Source organism: Actinopolymorpha sp. B11F2, assembly GCF_040195635.1.
Classification (GTDB): Bacteria; Actinomycetota; Actinomycetes; order Propionibacteriales; family Actinopolymorphaceae; genus Thermasporomyces.
In genome coordinates, this window is sequence record NZ_JBEFTX010000017.1 from 122,050 (window position 1) to 138,094 (window position 16,045).

Consider the following 16,045-nt stretch of genomic DNA (forward strand, 5'->3'; position numbering starts at 1 on the left):
GTCAGCGGTACGCCTTGGCCTGGAGGGTGTAGAGCTCCGCGTACGTCCCGCCGGCGGCCATCAGCTCCTCGTGTGAACCGACCTCGACGAGTCGGGAGCCCTGCAGCACCAGGATCAGGTCGGCCATGCGTACGGTCGAGAATCGGTGCGAGACGAGGATGGTGATCCGGCCGCGACGGGCCCGCCCACCACGCTCACCGCGACCTCCCGCGCCACCTTCTGTCGTGCCCTCGCGGGCCTGCCGGGCGAAGCTCTCGAACAGCGCGTGCTCGGTCTCGGCGTCGAGGGCCGCCGTCGGCTCGTCGAGCACCTGGAGCAGCGTCCCGTCGCGCATGAATCCCCGCGCCAGCGCGACCTTCTGCCACTGCCCGAACGACAGGTCGACACCGTCGGCGGTGTCGCGATGGTCACTCGCGTACGACTCGAGCCAGACCAGACGCTGCGAGGCGTCTAGCCACATGCGAACGAAGTCGGCGCTGCCGGCGTTCATCGCGACGTACTGCGAGAGCCGGCTCCCGGCCGTCACCACCAGCAGGACCTCCCCAGCGGTACCGGACAGGACGGTGGCGGTCACCACCACGGCGCCCACGAGCGCGGCCGCGAAGAGGCACCAACTCGCTGCCTGCCAGCAGCACCATCGCCGGATGGACCGACATCACCAGCGCCAACGTGATCATCAGCCGGACCGCTGAACCGAGCACGTTGAACAGCGCGAGATACATGTGGTCGAGCTGGTACGTCTGTTCCTTCAGCACCGAGAGCCGGTCGAGATACTCCGGCCGCTCCTGGTGTTCGATCGTCGGAACTCTCCCGAACGAGCAGTGCTTGCCTGCCACGTGGTCCTGTCCACGACGCGCGGCCGGCCGATGTTCGAGTCATCGTTCATGATCGCCTCCATTCGGCTGTGGTCATGCCCACCGACGAACGGGACCCGCCGCGATTCGACGTCGATGCAACGGAATCCTGAAGATCTTCTTCCGGGGCTCACCCAGGGCGGACACCACTGCCGGCGGTGTCCGCCCTACCGTTTGTACAGTCAGGTCGGACGTCGTGAAGGAGGTGTAAGTCGGTGAAGTACGCGTTGGTGATCTGGCACGGCGAGGAGCACGCGGAGTCGCCGCAGGAGATCGACGCCTGGCCGGACCACAAGGCCTGGATGGACGACCTCGTGGCCCGCGGCATCTTCCACGGCGGCGCCCGGCTGCGGCCCACGGCCACGACGAAGGTGCAGGTCCGCCGCGGCGAGACTCTGGTGTCCGACGGCCCGTACGCCGAGACCAAGGACCTCATCGGCGGGTTCCTCGTGATCGAGTGCGCGCACCTGGACGAGGCGATAGAGATCGCGGCGGGGCATCCGTTCGCCGCGTTCGGCACGGTCGAGGTCCGACCGGTCTGGGAATGACGCGGGAGTCGAGCGAGGACGTCGAGGCCGCGGTCGCCTCAGCGTTCGCGACGGAGTGGGGACAGGTCGTCGCCACCCTCATTCGCATCACCGGCGACTGGGACCTCGCCGAGGACAGCGCGGCAGACGCGTTCGCCACCGCGCTCGAACGGTGGCGGCGCGACGGCATCCCGCGCAGTCCCGGCGCCTGGCTCACCACCACCGCCCGCAACCGGGCGACCGACCGGATCCGCCGCGAGGCGACCGGCAACGCCAAGCTGCGCCAGGCCGCGCTGCTCGCGCGCGACGGCGACGAGCCGGCCGAGCCCGACGAGGTGCAGGACGACCGGCTCCGGCTGATCTTCACCTGCTGCCACCCCGCGCTGCCGTTCGAGGGCCGGGTCGCGCTCACGCTGCGGACGCTGACCGGTCTCACCACGGCGGAGATCGCGCGCGCGTTCCTCGTGCCCGAACCGACGATGTACCAGCGGCTGACCCGCGCCAAGAAGAAGATCCGCGAGGCCGCGATCCCGTACCGGGTACCGCCCGCGCACCTGTTGCCCGAGCGGCTGCCCGCGGTGCTCGCCGTCCTCTACCTGCTGTTCAACGAGGGGTACGCGGCGACCGCCGGCGCCGACCTGATCCGGCAGAACCTCAGCGCCGAGGCGATCCGGCTCGGCCGCCTGCTCGTCGAGCTGCTGGCCGAACACGAGGCCAGCGGCCTGCTCGCGCTGATGCTGCTGCACGACGCCCGGCGCGCGACGCGAGTCGGGGCCGACGGCGAGTTCGTGCCGTTGGACCGTCAGGACCGTACGCGTTGGGACCAGGCCGCGATCGCCGAAGGCCTGCGGCTGCTCCCGTCGGCGCAGGGTCCGTACCAGTTGCAGGCCGCGATCGCCGCCTGCCATGCCGTCGCGGCGAGCGTCGAGCAGACCGACTGGCCGCGGATCGTGGCGCTCTACGACGCCCTGCTCGTCCACGCGCCGTCGCCGGTCGTCCGGCTCAACCGCGCGGTCGCCGTCGCGATGGCCGACGGGCCGGCGGCGGGCCTCGCGCTGGTCGACGAACTGGCCGCCTCAGGTGACCTCGCCGGCTACCACCTGCTGCCCGCGACGCGCGCTGACCTGCTCCGGCGGATGGGCGACTCCGAACGCGCCGCCGAGGCGTATCGCGAGGCGTTCACACTCGCTGCCACTGACGCGGAGCGCACCTACCTGAGGGCCCGGCTCGACGAGCTCTGAGGGCTCCGTGCGGTCCGATCGCTCCCGTGGCGCACGTCACATAGCCGTGCTGTCACAGGGATCGGGTCGCCGGCATCTTCACGTCCGTCAGGACGCCGCGCGAACCTTCCGGGCGGCCCGCTACTCCACGAGACAGACCTGTCTCGGACGGGAGCCTGGTCATGAACGAGCACACCACACACCAGAACGTGGCCATGATCACCGGAGCGAACAGAGGGATCGGCCGCGCGACCGCTGAGCAGCTCGCTGCGCTGGGCATGACCGTCTTGATCGGCGCCAGAGACCGGCGGCGCGGAGAGGAGGCCGCCGCGGCCGTGCGCGCGGCGGGCGGCGACGCGCACGCGATCACCCTGGACGTCACCGAGCCGACCACCATCGCGGAGGCCGCGACCTGGGTGGAGAAGCGCTTCGGCCACCTTGACGTGTTGATCAACAACGCTGGCATCACCGGGTCCGGGCGGGTCTCGCCCGAAGACGCCCACGACCAGGTACCCAGCTCGGTCGACCTGGACATGGTCCGGTCGGTGTTCGAGGCCAACGTCTTCGGGGTGATCGCGGTGACCAACGCCATGCTCCCGCTGCTGCGGCGGTCGGCGGCGCCGCGCATCGTCAACGTCAGCAGCGCCGCCGGGTCGCTGACCATCACCAGCGCACCGGACGGCCCGCTGGCGGGTCTGCCGACGTCGGCCGCGTACGCGCCCTCGAAGACCGCGGTGAACGCGCTGACGGTGCAGTACGCCAACGAGCTTCGAAAGGACGAGATCCTCGTCAACGCCGCCGACCCCGGCTATGTCGACACGGAAATCAACAACCACAGTGGGTACCTCACCCCCGCACAGGGCGCCGCAGTCGTGGTGCGCCTGGCGACGCTCGAGGCGGACAAACCGACCGGCGGGTTCTTCAACGAGGACGGCCCGGTGCCCTGGTAGCGGTCAGGTGAGTAGAGCCGCTGGCGGGCGATGCACCGCAGACGCAGGCGTCGGCGTCGTCAAGGCGCTCGGGGTTCTCCTGACACGGATGTCACAGCGATCGATCGCGCGGTGTCTTGCGGTCGAACTCCAAGAAGCGAAGGACACACCATGACTGAGAACAGCGATGTGGTCGTGATCGGCGGCGGGTATGCCGGTGTCATGGCCGCCAATCGCCTGACGCAGCGCGACGACGTGACCGTGACACTGATCAACCCGCGCCCGGCCTTCGTCGAGCGGATCCGCCTGCACCAGCTGGTGGGCGGGTCCCACGCCGCGGTCACCGACTACAGCGAGATCCTGGCCGAGGGCACCCGGCTGGTGGTCGACGCCGTGACGCGGATTGACGCGGCCGGGCGGAGCGTGACGTTGGCGACCGGCGGCACGGTCGGCTACGACTACCTGATCTACGCGGTGGGCAGTGGCAGCGCCGACCCGGGCGTGCCCGGTGCGGACGAGTTCGCCTACCCGATCGCCACCCTGGAGGCGGCGCTGCGGCTGCGGCCGCTCCTTGACGCCGCGCCCGCGACGGCCGCGGTGACGGTTGTCGGAGCCGGCCCGACCGGCATCGAGACTGCTGCAGAGCTGGCGGAGCAGGGGCGCCGGGTGACGCTGGCGTGCGGCGACGTGCTCGGCCCGTACCTGCATCCTCGGGGTCGAAACTCGGTGGCCAAGCAGCTGACCAAGCTCGGAGTGACCGTAGTCGAAGGCCCCGGCGCGAAGGTGACGGCGGTGACGCGCGATGCCGTGCGGCTCGGTGACGGCCGCGAGTTGCCGAGCGCGGTGACCATCTGGACCGCCGGCTTCGGCGTGCCGGACCTGGCCGCGCGCAGCGGGCTGAGTGCCGACGCCGTGGGCCGCCTGCTCACGGATGAGACGTTGACGAGCGTGGACGACGTACGCATCGTCGCGGCTGGGGATTCGGCGGCACCGTCGGACCTGCCGTTCCGGATGAGCTGCCAGGCGGCCACGAGGATCGGCGCACATGCCGCCGATACGGTGCTCAGCCGGATCGCGGGTGAGCAACCCGCGCGGATCAACGTAGGGTTCTTCGGCCAGTGCATCAGCCTTGGCCGTCGTGCCGGCATCTTCCAGTTCGCCTCCAGGGACGACTCCGCGAACAGGTTCTATCTCGGTGGCCGACCTGGCGCGAAGCTCAAGGAGTTCGTTTGCAGGCACACCGTCAAGCATCTGGCGGACGAGGCGCGCAAGCCCGGCGCGCTCACCTGGGTCAAGGACGACAAGCGCCGGCAGTTGCTGCGGGCCAAGCGCGGCGAGGTGGTGGCCCGCTGACCGGCAGCCTAGGCGAGACATCCGTGGGCGGACGTGTCGCCCAACGGATCTGGACGCACACGTGAAGGGCGTCGGCAACCAGGCCGCCGCGAAGGAGAGGGTCGAGATATGAGCGACCACGCCACCAACCCGGCGACCGAGGCATTCGTCGCCCACCGCAACCTGCTCTTCACCGTCGCGTACGAGATGCTCGGTTCGGCGGCCGACGCCGAAGACGTCCTCCAGGAGACCTGGCTGCGGTGGATCAGGGTCGACTTGGGGCAGGTGCGCGACCAGCGCGCCTACCTGGTCCGGATCACCACCCGGCAGTCGCTCAACCGGCTGCGCACCATGAGGCGCCGCAAGGAGACATACATCGGCCCCTGGCTGCCCGAGCCGCTGCTCACGGCGCCGGACGTGGCCGAGGACGTCGAGCTCGCCGAAAGTGTGTCGATGGCGCTGATGCTCGTCCTCGAGACGCTGTCGCCGACCGAACGCGCCGTCTTCGTACTGCGCGAGGCCTTCGACGTCAGCTACGACGAGATCGCGGCTGCCGTGGACAAGAGCCCCGCAGCTGTCCGCCAGATCGCGCACCGCGCCCGCCAGCACGTCGATGCCCGCCGCCCTCGTGAGGTGGTCTCCCCGAACGAGACTCGGGCGGCTCTGGAATCGTTCCAGCGCGCGCTCGCAACCGGGGACCTGCAGGGCCTCCTTGACGTGCTCGCCCCTGAGGTCGTCCTGGTGAGCGACGGCGGCGGCGTCAAGCAGGCGGCGCTGCGGCCGATCATCGGTGCCGACAAGGTGGCCCGCTTCATCGCCGGTGGCTACGGCAAGGCCGTTGGCGCGCTTGCCACTGTCCCCACCGTGGTCAATGGCAACCCGGCACTCGTCGTACGCCTGGACGGCGAGATCGACGGCGTTCTGGCGCTCCGTGTCGAGGGCGCCCGCATCATCGGCCTCTACTACGTCCGCAACCCGGAGAAGCTGTCCCGGGTCGAGTCCGAGATCCCACTCACCCTGCGATGAATGCCGGTGGAGGAGCCACCGGGCAGCGCCACTTGTCAGCGCCCGATGGGGTCCGAGCGCGCACTGCCCTCTCTGGCGTGAGGGTGCCCATTGCTCGCCTTGGCTGCGTGGGCGTGCTCGGTGCGGGGGTACAGCACGGCGAGGAGGGCGGTGCCGGCGGCTGCCCCGACGAGCTGTGCGGCGATGAAGGGTGGCGTCGAGGCTGGCGAGATGCCGGCGAAGGTGTCGGTGAAGGCGCGACCGAGGGTGACCGCGGGGTTGGCGAAGGAGGTGGAGGAGGTGAACCAGTAGGCCGCGCCGATGTAGGCGCCGACGGCGGCCGGTGCAGCGGCCTGTCTGCCGGTTCGTACGAGCGCGAAGATGAGCAGGACAAGGCCCGCGGTGGCGACGATTTCGCCAAGCCACAGGTGGGGCCCGGTTCTGGTGGTGGTCGACCATGACACGGGAGGGAGTGTGTACATCAGGTTGGCGAGGATCGCGCCGAGCGCACCACCTGTTGCCTGGGCGGCGATGTAGCCGCCGACGACCTGACCGGACAGATTGGCGCCGGTGCGCCTCCGGAGCCACCAGTCGACCAGAGTGACCACCGGGTTGAAGTGCGCGCCGGACACCGGTCCGAAGGTCAGGATGAGGACGGCGAGCGCGAACGTGGTGGCGATCGAGTTTTCCAGCAACTGCAGGCCGGTGTCGTTCGGTGAGAGGCGGGACGCGGCGATGCCGGATCCGACGACGGCGGTGACGAGCAGGCCGGTTCCGAGGAGTTCGGCGACGAGCCGCCGGCTGAGTGGCGGAGTCGCGGCGGTTGGCACTTCTGCGGTCATCGGGTGGTGGGTACGTTGAGCCCGGCGAGCAGGTGCCTGACTCGGCGTTCGATCTCGTCGCGGATCGGGCGCACCGACTCGAGGTCTTGTCCGGCCGGGTCGTCCAGGGACCAGTCCTCGTAACGCTTGCCGGGGAAGAGCGGGCAGGCGTCACCGCAGCCCATGGTGACCACGACGTCGGCGGCCTGGACGATTTCCTGGGTCCAGGGCTTGGGGAATTCTCTGGAGATGTCGATGCCGCGCTCGGCCATGGCTGCGAGGGCGGAGGGGTTGATCTCCGTTCCGGGCTCGGAGCCGCCGGACCATGCGACTGCGCGATCACCGGCGAGGTCGGTGAAGAAGCCCAGGGCCATCTGGCTGCGTCCGGCGTTGTGGACGCACAGGAACAGGACCACGGGCCGGTCGTCGTGGCTTCGGTCTTCGACCCTGGCCAGCGCGGCGAGGCGTTGCCGGGCGAAGGCTCGCCGTTGGTCGATGGTGAGGTCGTTGCGTCGGTACTCGGAGGGTTCGTCGTCGGTGTCGGTGCGGTTCACCGGCGCGGCGATGCGATGGTCGGTGCGGTCGGTCATGGATCAGGCTCCTGGCCTCGGTGGTGGGACGAGCGCGGGTGCGAGTCGGTCGATCCGTTCGGCCAGCTCGGCGTAGGCGGACTCGAACGCCTCATCGGTGTCGGCTCCTGCGGGATCGGGGACCGACCAGTGCAGGCGGTCGGAGTCAGCAGTCGCGAGGTGTTCGTGGGCCGTGTCGCAGACAGCGACGACGAGATCGTCGGGCCGGAGCACGTCCGCGACGTGAGCGGTGCGGGCGCGGGCAAGGGACAGCCCATGCCGACGGGCGATCCGAGCGGCGCGGGGATGCACCCGCGCGGCGGGCTGCGTGCCGGCGCAGACCACCGGGATGGAGCTGCGCTGTGGCCACATAGCTGCCGCGAGCTGGGAGCGCGCCGAGTTGTGCGTACAGACGAACAGGATCCGGCTCGTCGCTGCGAGCGGAGGCGGGGCTATTGCAGCGATGGCGCCGGGTACCAGGCGCAGGTAGGTGCGGCGACGGTCGCCTTCGGAGCGGGTGCGGACCAGTACGCCGGCGTCCTGCAACACCTGCACGTGGTGGGCGACGAGGTTGGTGGCCAGCCCCAGGCGGTCGGCGATCTCCCCAGGGGACACGTCACCGACGGCGAGGGCGTCGACGATCGCCAGCCGGGCGGGCTCGCCGAGCGCGGCATGCACCCGTGCCCGCCCCGCCAGCGAAAGTCGCTCAGTAGACATTGACTCAATATTCGGTGAGTCATAGTCCGCCCGTCAAGGTCGGGCGGTGGTGCGGACGTCAGGCGAACGCTCGCGCCACGGGTCATCCCTAGAGTCCGACGGCTACGGCCGCGCCGCGCACGTGCGCCGCGAGTGGGCCGACGACGTACTCGGCGTCTCGGCTGGCGCCGCGCAGAGTGTTGGAGGAGAAGGACCGCTGGAACTCCAGCCCCACGTAGGCAAGGCCCGCATGGGTGGCGGAGATGCCGCCGGCATGCAGTGGGGCACCGGTGGGGTCGAGCGCGCCGAGGGGCTGAAGGTAGCCGAGGTTGGGCCGGTAGCCGGTGGCGAAGATCACCGCGTCGACGTCTTCGGTGGCTCCGTCGGCCCAGACGATCTGATCGTGGTCGAACGCGGTGAACATCGGGCGCCGGTCGATCAGCCCGTCGTGCAGAGCGGCGGCGTAACTGCCGGTGTCGAGGACGAGGGTCTGCTGGACGATCTTGGCGAGCCATGCGGGTGGGAGGTAGTCGAAGCCGGAAACGGCGAGCCAGTAGTGCAGATCCCTGCCGAGGCGTCGTTGCGGGAGGAAGTTGATCGGATGGCGGGTGGCGAGGGTGACGGTGGCGACCTGGGCGAGTTCGTGCCCGATCTGGATGGCGGAGTTCCCCGCGCCGACCACGACCACCCGCTTGCCGTTGTAGTGCGTGGGGTTGCGGTAGTCGGCGACGTGGATCACCTCGCCGGTGAAGCTCTCCTGGCCTGGAATGGCGGGTGAGTACGGCGTGGCGAACGAGCCGCTGGCGGCGATGACGGCGGCGGCCCGGATGGTGTCGCTGCCGGCGCCGGTGTGGACGAGGAACCCGGTGCCGTCGGACTCGATGGCTCCGACCCGGTGGCCGGTGCGGATCTCCACGTCCAGTCCGGCGGCGTAGCCGTGCAGGTAGGAGACCACCTCGTCGCGGTGCGGATAGTGGTCGGGGTCACCGGGGAACGCCTGGCCGGGCATGCCGCTGTAGCCGGCGGGTGAGAACAGGGTGAGGCTGTCGTAGTAGTGCGGCCACGAGCCGACCGGCCGGTCGCCTGCCTCGAGAACAATAGGACGGAGCCCGGCGTCGCGGACGGCGCGGGCGGCGGCGAGGCCGGACTGGCCGCCACCGATGATCACCACGGGATCGGAGTCAGTCAGAGTCACGCCAGCCAACGTATCGTCATTTCGCGATATGGCAAATTGACGATGTGAATTGGTAGGGTCGACGTCGAGGGGAGGCGGTGTGATGGCCGATCCAGCGGTCCAGGGGTGCGGCGTGGACGCCGCGGGCGGAAGCGGTGAGATTGTCGAGATCGGCGAGGCCACCCACGAGTTCTTGAAGGCACTCGCCAACCCGACGCGTCAGCAGGTGATGATGCTGTTCGCTCGGGGGGCGGAGCTGTCGGTGGGGGAGGTCGCCGAGCGGGCAGGCATCGGTCAGTCGACAGCCTCTGAACACCTGGCGATCCTTCGCCGCGGCCGGATCGTCACCTCCCGCAGGGTGGGGAAGGTCGTGTACTACCGATCCGACCGGGAAGGGTCCATCGCCGCGCTGGCAGACCTACAGGCCTACCTCCGGTCCTGCTGCTGAACCCGGTCCTGCTGCTGAACCCGGTCCTGCTGCTGAACCCGGTCCTGCTGCTGAACCCGGTCCTGCTGCTGAACCCGGTCCTGCTGCTGAACCCGGTCCTGCTGCTGAACCCGGTCGAGTTGCTGAACCCGGTCGAGTTGCTGAACGCGGCATTGTCAGCCGCCGCCTTCGCCATTCGGGCACGCCTGGATGGCCTCGTCGTCGTGCCGCCGTTCGAGGAGCACGGTGTCGCGCCAACGTCCGTGGTGTTGCGCGATGCGTTCCCGGACGCCGAGGGTGCGGTAGCCGGCGGAGTGGTGCAGGGAGATGCTTGCCCGGTTCTCCGGGAAGATCGAGGTCTGCAACGTCCACAGCCCGGCATCGTCGGCGGCGGTGACCTGCTTGTGGAGCAGGGTTTTGCCGACTCCGCGGCCGCGGAACTCTTCGCTCACATAGACCGAGGTCTCGGCCACGCCGCGGTAGCAGGCGCGGGTCGAGGTCGGGCTTGCGGCGGCCCATCCGGCGACCTGGCCATCGATCTCGGCGACCCACCGGTGTCCGGGTAGCCACTGCGCGTCGAGCGTGGCCCGCGGCGGGACGCTGGTCTCGAACGTCGCGTCGCCGGTCGCGATGCCCTCGCCGTAGATCCGGCGCACATCGGCCCAGTCGCCGGCAGTCAGCTCGCGTACGGACACGTCTGCGGGCAGGTCCTCGGGGCAGCAGGGTCGGGGCGCGATCGCACCCATCACCGCGTCGGCCGCGTGCGGCAGTCCGGTGCAGCAGGCGGGGTTCACCGCCACCATGGTGGCGGTCCCGCGCTTGTGGAGGAGGACGAAACCGGTCTCAGCGAGCTTGCGTACGTGGTGCGAACAGGTCGACTGGCTGATGCCCAGATCCTCGGTCAACTGGCCCACGGTGACCGCGCCGCCGGCGGTCGCCACGGCGTGCAGGAGCCGCACCCGCATGGGCTCGGCCAGGCAGGCGAACCAGTCCGCATACGTCGACGCCTGCTGTGCCGACAGCAACGGAACCTCGAGCGGGGTCGTCACCATGTCACCAATTATCGACTCGCATCGATGGTTGCGTCAATCGATAGGCGTCGATAGAGTCCCAGACAGTTCGATCGATGGTGGTCGATGAAAGGGGAGAGATGCGATGAATGGGCATCCGGTGGTGGTGGTGGGCGCTGGGCCGGTGGGCCTGGCCGCGGCGGCCGAGCTGGTCGAGCGAGGGATGGACCCGGTGGTACTCGAAGCCGGTGAGCGGGCGGGTTCGGCGGTCGCGCAGTGGCATCACGTCCGGCTCTTCTCGCCGTGGGCGGAGCTGATCGATCCGGCGGCGGAGCGGCTGCTCAGGCCGACCGGGTGGCAGCGTCCCGACCCGGCGACCTATCCCACCGGCGCCGACTGGGCGACGAGGTATCTGCAGCCGCTGGCGGCGGCGCTGGGGGAGCGGGTCCGGTTCAACGCCCGTGTGGTCGGCGTCGCCCGCCGCGGCCGGGACCGTCTGGTCGACGCCGGCCGCGCGACCGAACCGCTCTTTGTCCACGTCGCTACCGAAGAGGGCGGCGACCGCATCACGGCCCAGGCGGTGATCGACGCCTCCGGCACCTGGAGCACCCCCAACCCGCTCGGCGGGGACGGCCTCCCGGCCCTGGGCGAACACGCCGCGGCCGAGCAGATCAGCTACCGGGTGCCCGATCTGGCCGACGCCGCGGTCCGGGCCCGTTACGCCGGTAAGCGGGTAGCGATCGCCGGCAGCGGACACTCCGCGCTCACCGCGCTGGTGGCTCTCGTCGGTCTTGCCGACGAGCACCCGGACACCCAGGTCGTTTGGCTGTTGCGCCGTGGCGCCGTGGGCAACGTGTTTGGCGGCGGCGACGCCGACCAGCTTCCCGCCCGTGGCGCCCTCGGCGAACGCGCCAAGGCGGCCGCGCAGGCCGGGCACGTCCAGACCGTCACCGGGTTCCGGACCGCCTCCATGGAACGCGCCGATGGCGGCGGGCTGGTTCTGGAGTCGTTCGACGGCCACCGCCTCGACCCGGTAGACGAGGTCGTGGTGTTGACCGGCTTCCGTCCCGATCTGTCCTGGCTGTCCGAGGTACGTCTCGACCTCGACCCCGTTCTGCAGTCGCCGCGACAGCTGGCCCCGCTGATCGACCCCAACGTCCACTCCTGCGGGAGCGTCTACCCACATGGCGTCAACGAACTCGCCCAGCCCGAGCCCAACCTGTACCTGGCCGGGATGAAGAGCTATGGGCGTGCACCCACCTTCCTGGCGATGACCGGGTACGAACAGGTGCGTTCGATCGTGGCCTCCCTCGCCGGCGACCAGGCCTCCGCCGACCGCGTGGAACTCGTACTCCCCGAGACCGGAGTGTGCGGGGGTGCGGGACTGTTCGACGAGACCACGGCGACCAGTGCCGGCACGACGGCTGATGCCGGCGCCGGTTGTTGCGGACCAACGAACGGCCCGGCCGACGTGGCGATCGAACCAGCCCTCACGGCGCCCGCCGTTCGGTAGGGCTGTCGCCGGTGCCTGAGACGGGGCCGGTAGTAGCCCGGCCCGGCGTCCTGACGCGGGCCGGGCCCGCGGCCGGTGATGACCGCTGGCTCAGTCCTCGCCGCACCGTCAGTCGTGGCAATCGCCGCGGCACCAAACCTGGTCTGGTTCTTCGCCGCCTGGACTGCCGCCGGCCTTGCCATGGCAGCCGTCCTCTACCAACCCGCGTTCGCCGCGCTCACCCGATGGTGGGGACCGCGGCGGGTCACCGCGCTCGCCGCCCTCACCCTCGTCGCCGGCCTGGCCAGCACCATCTTCGCGCCCCTCACCGCCACGCTCGCCGACCAGCTGGACTGGCGCCGCACCTACGTCACACTTGCCATCGTCCTCGCAGCCATCACCATCCCCGCCCACGCCATCGGCCTCCGCGGTGCCTGGCCCCACCCGACGACAGAGGCGCATGGGCACGTCCACCACTCCCCGGACCGAGTTGCCCGAAGCCGCGCCTTCCTCGCCCTTGCCGCGGCCATGAGCCTCGCCACTTCGCCGCCTTCGCCGTCCTGATCGGCCTCGTCCCACTCCTGATCGAACGGGGTCTGTCCACCGCCACCGCTGCCTGGGCCCTCGGCCTCGGCGGGGCCGGTCAGGTCCTCGGCCGCCTCGGCTACACCCGACTCGCGGCAGCCAGCACAGCCAGGTCGCAATAGGACGCGCCGCCGTCAAAGGATCGGTGGCCGACGTATCTGCGAGTCCTGGGCGTCAGGCCGCGTAGTTGCGGAGCAGCCTCAGTGCGGACTCCGCGTGCGGGCCGGTCATGGTCAGGCCCGAGTTCTCTGCGGCTAGTCGCTGGGCGCCGACGCGGCAGAAGGCCCCGGCTGAGCCAGCGATGACCGAGTCGGCGTCTGACGGGCCGAACTGCCAGATCTCGCCGTCGGGTCCAGTGAGGTCGGCACGGATCGGTGCCGGTTCCTTGCCAGCGAGGCGGAATGCGTACACACCATTGATCAGCGGCTGCCCGCCGGATGCTGCCGCGGGGGTGCCGGTCAGGGTGGACACCACCGATTCCTCGGTCTGGGCGAGGTGCAGCAGCACGTCGACGTTCGTCCAGCCGGCCAGTCCCGACGGCTGGTTCCAGTCCTCCTCGGACAGCCCCGCAAAGATGCTGTCCAGCCGGTCGTACTCGGCCTCGAGGCTGGCGAAAATCTCCATTTCCGTACCGTAGTAGCTCGCCCCGCCCAGCGTCGTTGGCAGACACTTCACGCTCTGCGAGCCTTGCGACTTGCGCCTTGGCCGCCTCGTTCGTCACCTGCCCCGAGGGTGATGCGGTGCGAGTTCGGGGCGACGTTGTCAGCTGGTGCGTGGGTGGGTTTCGTACATGCGGATCGCGACGATGACTCCGGAGACGGCGGTAATGGCGGCGACGGCCCAGATGGCGGCGCGGATGCCGGCGAGGTCGGCGATGATGCCGGCGAGGAGGGCGCCGACGGCGAATCCGCCGTCGCGCCAGAGCCGGTAGACGCCGACGGCGCGGGCTCGCCACGCGGGGTGGGCCACGTCGCCGATGGCGGCGAGCAGGGTGGGATAGACCATGGCGGTGCCGGCGCCGAGCACCGCTGCGGCGATCGCCCAGGTGGTGAACGTGTCGACGGTGGCGATCGCCGCGAGTGCGGCGGCCTGGATGAGCATTCCCGCGGTGATGAGGTGTTTGCGTCCCCAGCGGTCGGACAGGGGGCCGGTGATGAGCTGGCCCAACCCCCAGACGGCGAGTACGAGTGAGCTCAGGATGCCGATGTCGGAGACGGATATGCCGGCGGTGGCGAACAGGAGTGGGAACAGTCCCCAGGCCAGGCCGTCGTTGAGGTTGTTGACCATTCCGGCCTGGCTTGCCGCGGACAGTGCGGGTTCGCGCAGGCTGGTGTGGACGAGGACCTGCCGGTTGGTCAGGTCGGCGTGCAGGTGGTCGTGCCGTCCGTCGGCGCGAGCGGTGTGGGTGCTGGCTTCGTGGCGGGCATGGTCGCGGGTCTCCCGGACGAGAACGCCGGACAGGCCGAGGCCGAGTGCGATGTAGGACGCGCCGAGCAGGAAGGGGGCTGGGCGGAGTCCGTAGCGGGCGGCGAGATATCCGGTGGCGACGGCTGTCGCCGCGGCCGCGGCGTAGCCGGCGGCTTCGTTGAGACCCATGGCCAGGCCGCGGCGGTGCGGGCCGGCGAGGTCGATCTTCATGATGACGGTGGTGGACCAGGTCAGGCCCTGGTTGATGCCGAGAAGGACGTTGGCCGCGACGATCCATCCCCAGTTCGGCGCCCAGATCAGCAGCAGGGGTATCGGAAGGGCGACGAGCCAGCCGAACAGGAGCACGGGTTTGCGGCCGAAGCGGTCCGACCAGGTTCCCGCGACGTAGTTGGTGGCGGCCTTCGTGATGCCGAAGGCGAGGACGTAGGTGAGCAGGAAGGTGTAGCCGGCAAGGTGGAACACCTGCTCGCCGAGGAGTGGCAGCACGGTGCGTTCCTGCCCGAGCACTCCGCCGACCAGGGCGTTGACGGCGACGAGGAGGCTGAACTGGGCAAGGTTGGCGCGGAGCCCCAGCTGCACGGTGGGTCTGGTGGTGGTCATGCGCCGGTCGCCAGGTCGCGTCCGGTGGCCTGGGCCCAGTCGTCTGGTCCGCCCTCCAGGACCGCGACGTCGGTGTGGCCGTGGGCCTGGAGCAGGCTGGCCGCGCCCATGGCGCGTTCGCCGTGTCCGCACATCACCACCAGCGGGTCGGCTGGCACGTCGTCGACGTGTGTGGTGAGTGAGCCGAGTTCGACGTGGGTGGCTCCGGGCAGGTGCCCGGAGACGAACTCGGAGGTCTGGCGGATGTCGAGCACCTTGCGGTTCGTGAGCTGGTCGGCGTGGAGGAGCGTGGTCCGTGCGAGGGGCTGCGCGGCGGCTGTCCAGGACACCACTCCGCCGGCGAGTTCTCCGGCGAGCATGGGGTAGCCGATCTTGGCTGCCTGCCAGGCGATCTCCGAGGGGTCCTGATCGGCTCCGCGCACGATGACCAGTGACTGGTCGGGGGAGGTGAGCCAGCCCAGCCAGGAGGCGAACGCCGGCCGCAGCGGGATGGACACCGCGCCTGGAATGTGGCCGGCGGCGAACTCCTGAACCGGGCGTACGTCGACGACCTGGGCGCTTTCGGCAAGCAACCTCCGCACGGCGTCGACGTCGAGCGGCCGGAGCTGAGGCTCGCCCGGCGGGAGTTCGTACCCGCGGCGGTTGACCTCGGCGAGGCGGAGGAAGTACGGGGGAAAGCTGCCGAGCGATCCGAGGAGTGCCGCGACGAAGGCGTCCTCGTCACCGGCGCGGAGCAGCGGGTTGGTGGCCTTCTCCCGTCCGATGGTGCTGGCGCGCTCGGCGCCCGGCGGGGCGGAGCAGAACGAGCCCGCCCCGTGGGTGGGCCACACCTGCACGTCGTCGCGAAGGGCTGCCAACCGGTGGAGGGATGCGTACTGCTGGCGGGCCAAGGCCTCCGTCCGTCCAGGGGAGATCAGGTCGGTCCGTGCGGCGGCGCCCACCAGCAGCGACCCACCGGTGAACACCCCGACCGGAGAGTCGCCATCCAGCAGGAGGAACGCCACGTGTTCGGGTGTGTGGCCAGGTGTTGCCAGCGCGCGCAGTCGCAGACCGCCGAGGTCGACCTCCTCCTCGTCACGCAGTCCGGTGTGGCGGAAGTCGCGGTTCCCGGCAGCTGAGGCGACCACGGTGGTCCCGTCGGTCGCTGCCAGCTGGTGGGCACCCGACACGAAGTCGGCATGCAGGTGTGTCTCCGCGGCGAAGGCCAGCGTCAGCCGTCTTCGCTCGGCCACCCGCCGGGTGGAACGCAGGTCGAGGCTGGCATCGACCACCAGGGCCCGCCCGTCTCCGAGATCGACGAGGTAGGTCGAGTTGCCGAGCCCTTCGTCGATCACTGGCACGACATCAAGCGAGGTCATCTGTGGTCCCTCCTCGAC

The 16,045-nt window shown here is 70.2% G+C and carries 16 protein-coding genes and 1 pseudogene; 8 read left to right on the top strand and 9 right to left on the bottom strand.

Annotation, left to right across the window (positions count from 1 at the left end; all coding sequences use genetic code 11):
- Position 1: 1 nt before the first annotated feature.
- Positions 2-388: pseudogene (locus ABN034_RS26490) on the bottom strand (hypothetical protein); the annotation flags it as partial.
- A gap of 681 nt (positions 389-1,069) precedes the next feature.
- On the opposite strand from ABN034_RS26490, the gene ABN034_RS26495 reads away from it, so the two are divergent.
- The 5 genes from ABN034_RS26495 (at position 1,070) to ABN034_RS26515 (ending at position 5,888) form a co-directional block, all read left to right on the top strand.
- On the top strand, positions 1,070-1,402 hold the full coding sequence (locus tag ABN034_RS26495; protein WP_349328810.1) for a YciI family protein: 333 nt from the start codon (positions 1,070-1,072) through the stop codon (positions 1,400-1,402).
- Complete coding sequence (locus ABN034_RS26500; protein ID WP_349693687.1) at positions 1,399-2,622, top strand: RNA polymerase sigma factor; 1,224 nt, start codon at positions 1,399-1,401, stop codon at positions 2,620-2,622. Before ABN034_RS26495 ends, ABN034_RS26500 begins: the two co-directional genes overlap by 4 nt.
- Positions 2,623-2,783: 161 nt before the next feature.
- A complete protein-coding gene (locus ABN034_RS26505; RefSeq protein WP_349693688.1) occupies positions 2,784-3,551 on the top strand; it encodes an SDR family NAD(P)-dependent oxidoreductase in 768 nt (255 codons plus the stop codon).
- A 150-nt stretch (positions 3,552-3,701) separates the two neighbouring features.
- Positions 3,702-4,883 (top strand): NAD(P)/FAD-dependent oxidoreductase, encoded by a 1,182-nt coding sequence (locus ABN034_RS26510; RefSeq protein WP_349693689.1) that lies wholly within the window; start codon positions 3,702-3,704, stop codon positions 4,881-4,883.
- Positions 4,884-4,991: 108 nt separating this feature from the next.
- Positions 4,992-5,888, top strand: coding sequence for an RNA polymerase sigma-70 factor (locus ABN034_RS26515; protein WP_349693690.1), 897 nt, complete (start codon positions 4,992-4,994; stop codon positions 5,886-5,888).
- Between the two features lie 35 nt (positions 5,889-5,923).
- Here ABN034_RS26515 and ABN034_RS26520 read toward each other — a convergent pair whose 3' ends face one another.
- The 4 genes from ABN034_RS26520 to ABN034_RS26535 form a co-directional block, all read right to left on the bottom strand.
- Entirely contained in the window at positions 5,924-6,709 is a 786-nt protein-coding gene (locus ABN034_RS26520) for an aquaporin (protein WP_349693691.1), read from the bottom strand.
- The gene (locus tag ABN034_RS26525; RefSeq protein WP_502879096.1) at positions 6,706-7,278 is read right to left on the bottom strand and encodes an arsenate reductase ArsC; all 573 of its coding nucleotides are present in this window, start codon (positions 7,276-7,278) and stop codon (positions 6,706-6,708) included. Before ABN034_RS26525 ends, ABN034_RS26520 begins: the two co-directional genes overlap by 4 nt.
- Before the next feature lie 3 nt (positions 7,279-7,281).
- Complete coding sequence (locus tag ABN034_RS26530; RefSeq protein WP_349693692.1) at positions 7,282-7,974, bottom strand: arsenate reductase/protein-tyrosine-phosphatase family protein; 693 nt, start codon at positions 7,972-7,974, stop codon at positions 7,282-7,284.
- Between the two features lie 88 nt (positions 7,975-8,062).
- The gene (locus ABN034_RS26535; protein WP_349693693.1) at positions 8,063-9,148 is read right to left on the bottom strand and encodes a flavin-containing monooxygenase; all 1,086 of its coding nucleotides are present in this window, start codon (positions 9,146-9,148) and stop codon (positions 8,063-8,065) included.
- A gap of 82 nt (positions 9,149-9,230) precedes the next feature.
- Between ABN034_RS26535 and ABN034_RS26540 the strand changes: the two genes are divergently transcribed.
- Positions 9,231-9,575 carry an ArsR/SmtB family transcription factor gene (locus tag ABN034_RS26540; RefSeq protein WP_349693694.1) on the top strand — a complete coding sequence of 115 codons (345 nt, stop codon included), beginning with the start codon at positions 9,231-9,233 and terminating at the stop codon, positions 9,573-9,575.
- 155 nt (positions 9,576-9,730) lie between these two features.
- Here ABN034_RS26540 and ABN034_RS26545 read toward each other — a convergent pair whose 3' ends face one another.
- Positions 9,731-10,606: a helix-turn-helix domain-containing GNAT family N-acetyltransferase gene (locus ABN034_RS26545; RefSeq protein WP_349693695.1), complete on the bottom strand. Its 876-nt coding sequence runs from the start codon at positions 10,604-10,606 to the stop codon at positions 9,731-9,733.
- A 103-nt stretch (positions 10,607-10,709) separates the two neighbouring features.
- On the opposite strand from ABN034_RS26545, the gene ABN034_RS26550 reads away from it, so the two are divergent.
- Together ABN034_RS26550 and ABN034_RS26555 are read left to right on the top strand one after the other, a co-directional pair.
- Positions 10,710-12,077, top strand: a complete 1,368-nt coding sequence (locus ABN034_RS26550; RefSeq protein WP_349693696.1) for an FAD-dependent oxidoreductase — start codon at positions 10,710-10,712, stop codon at positions 12,075-12,077.
- 75 nt (positions 12,078-12,152) lie between these two features.
- A complete protein-coding gene (locus ABN034_RS26555) occupies positions 12,153-12,620 on the top strand; it encodes an MFS transporter (RefSeq protein ID WP_349693697.1) in 468 nt (155 codons plus the stop codon).
- Positions 12,621-12,815: 195 nt separating this feature from the next.
- Here the strand turns inward: ABN034_RS26555 and ABN034_RS26560 are convergent, their stop codons facing one another.
- The 3 genes from ABN034_RS26560 to ABN034_RS26570 all read right to left on the bottom strand — a co-directional run bounded on the left by ABN034_RS26560 (position 12,816) and on the right by ABN034_RS26570 (position 16,027).
- Positions 12,816-13,316, bottom strand: a complete 501-nt coding sequence (locus ABN034_RS26560) for a maleylpyruvate isomerase N-terminal domain-containing protein (RefSeq protein WP_349693698.1) — start codon at positions 13,314-13,316, stop codon at positions 12,816-12,818.
- An 87-nt stretch (positions 13,317-13,403) separates the two neighbouring features.
- Positions 13,404-14,669, bottom strand: a complete 1,266-nt coding sequence (locus ABN034_RS26565) for an MFS transporter (protein ID WP_349693699.1) — start codon at positions 14,667-14,669, stop codon at positions 13,404-13,406.
- Complete coding sequence (locus ABN034_RS26570) at positions 14,666-16,027, bottom strand: MBL fold metallo-hydrolase (protein WP_349693700.1); 1,362 nt, start codon at positions 16,025-16,027, stop codon at positions 14,666-14,668. The genes ABN034_RS26565 and ABN034_RS26570 overlap by 4 nt, the downstream gene beginning before the upstream one ends.
- Between the last annotated feature and the right edge of the window lie 18 nt (positions 16,028-16,045).

Excerpts from the sequence above, each read along its gene's own strand:
- ABN034_RS26500 (WP_349693687.1), top strand. The coding sequence starts at position 1,399 with ATGACGCGGGAGTCGAGCGAGGACGTCGAGGCCGCGGTCGCCTCAGCG.
- ABN034_RS26505 (WP_349693688.1), top strand. The coding sequence starts at position 2,784 with ATGAACGAGCACACCACACACCAGAACGTGGCCATGATCACCGGAGCG.
- ABN034_RS26510 (WP_349693689.1), top strand. The coding sequence starts at position 3,702 with ATGACTGAGAACAGCGATGTGGTCGTGATCGGCGGCGGGTATGCCGGT.
- ABN034_RS26515 (WP_349693690.1), top strand. The coding sequence starts at position 4,992 with ATGAGCGACCACGCCACCAACCCGGCGACCGAGGCATTCGTCGCCCAC.
- ABN034_RS26520 (WP_349693691.1), bottom strand. The coding sequence starts at position 6,709 with ATGACCGCAGAAGTGCCAACCGCCGCGACTCCGCCACTCAGCCGGCGG.
- ABN034_RS26525 (WP_502879096.1), bottom strand. The coding sequence starts at position 7,278 with ATGACCGACCGCACCGACCATCGCATCGCCGCGCCGGTGAACCGCACC.
- ABN034_RS26530 (WP_349693692.1), bottom strand. The coding sequence starts at position 7,974 with ATGTCTACTGAGCGACTTTCGCTGGCGGGGCGGGCACGGGTGCATGCC.
- ABN034_RS26540 (WP_349693694.1), top strand. The coding sequence starts at position 9,231 with ATGGCCGATCCAGCGGTCCAGGGGTGCGGCGTGGACGCCGCGGGCGGA.
- ABN034_RS26545 (WP_349693695.1), bottom strand. The coding sequence starts at position 10,606 with ATGGTGACGACCCCGCTCGAGGTTCCGTTGCTGTCGGCACAGCAGGCG.
- ABN034_RS26550 (WP_349693696.1), top strand. The coding sequence starts at position 10,710 with ATGAATGGGCATCCGGTGGTGGTGGTGGGCGCTGGGCCGGTGGGCCTG.
- ABN034_RS26565 (WP_349693699.1), bottom strand. The coding sequence starts at position 14,669 with ATGACCACCACCAGACCCACCGTGCAGCTGGGGCTCCGCGCCAACCTT.
- ABN034_RS26570 (WP_349693700.1), bottom strand. The coding sequence starts at position 16,027 with ATGACCTCGCTTGATGTCGTGCCAGTGATCGACGAAGGGCTCGGCAAC.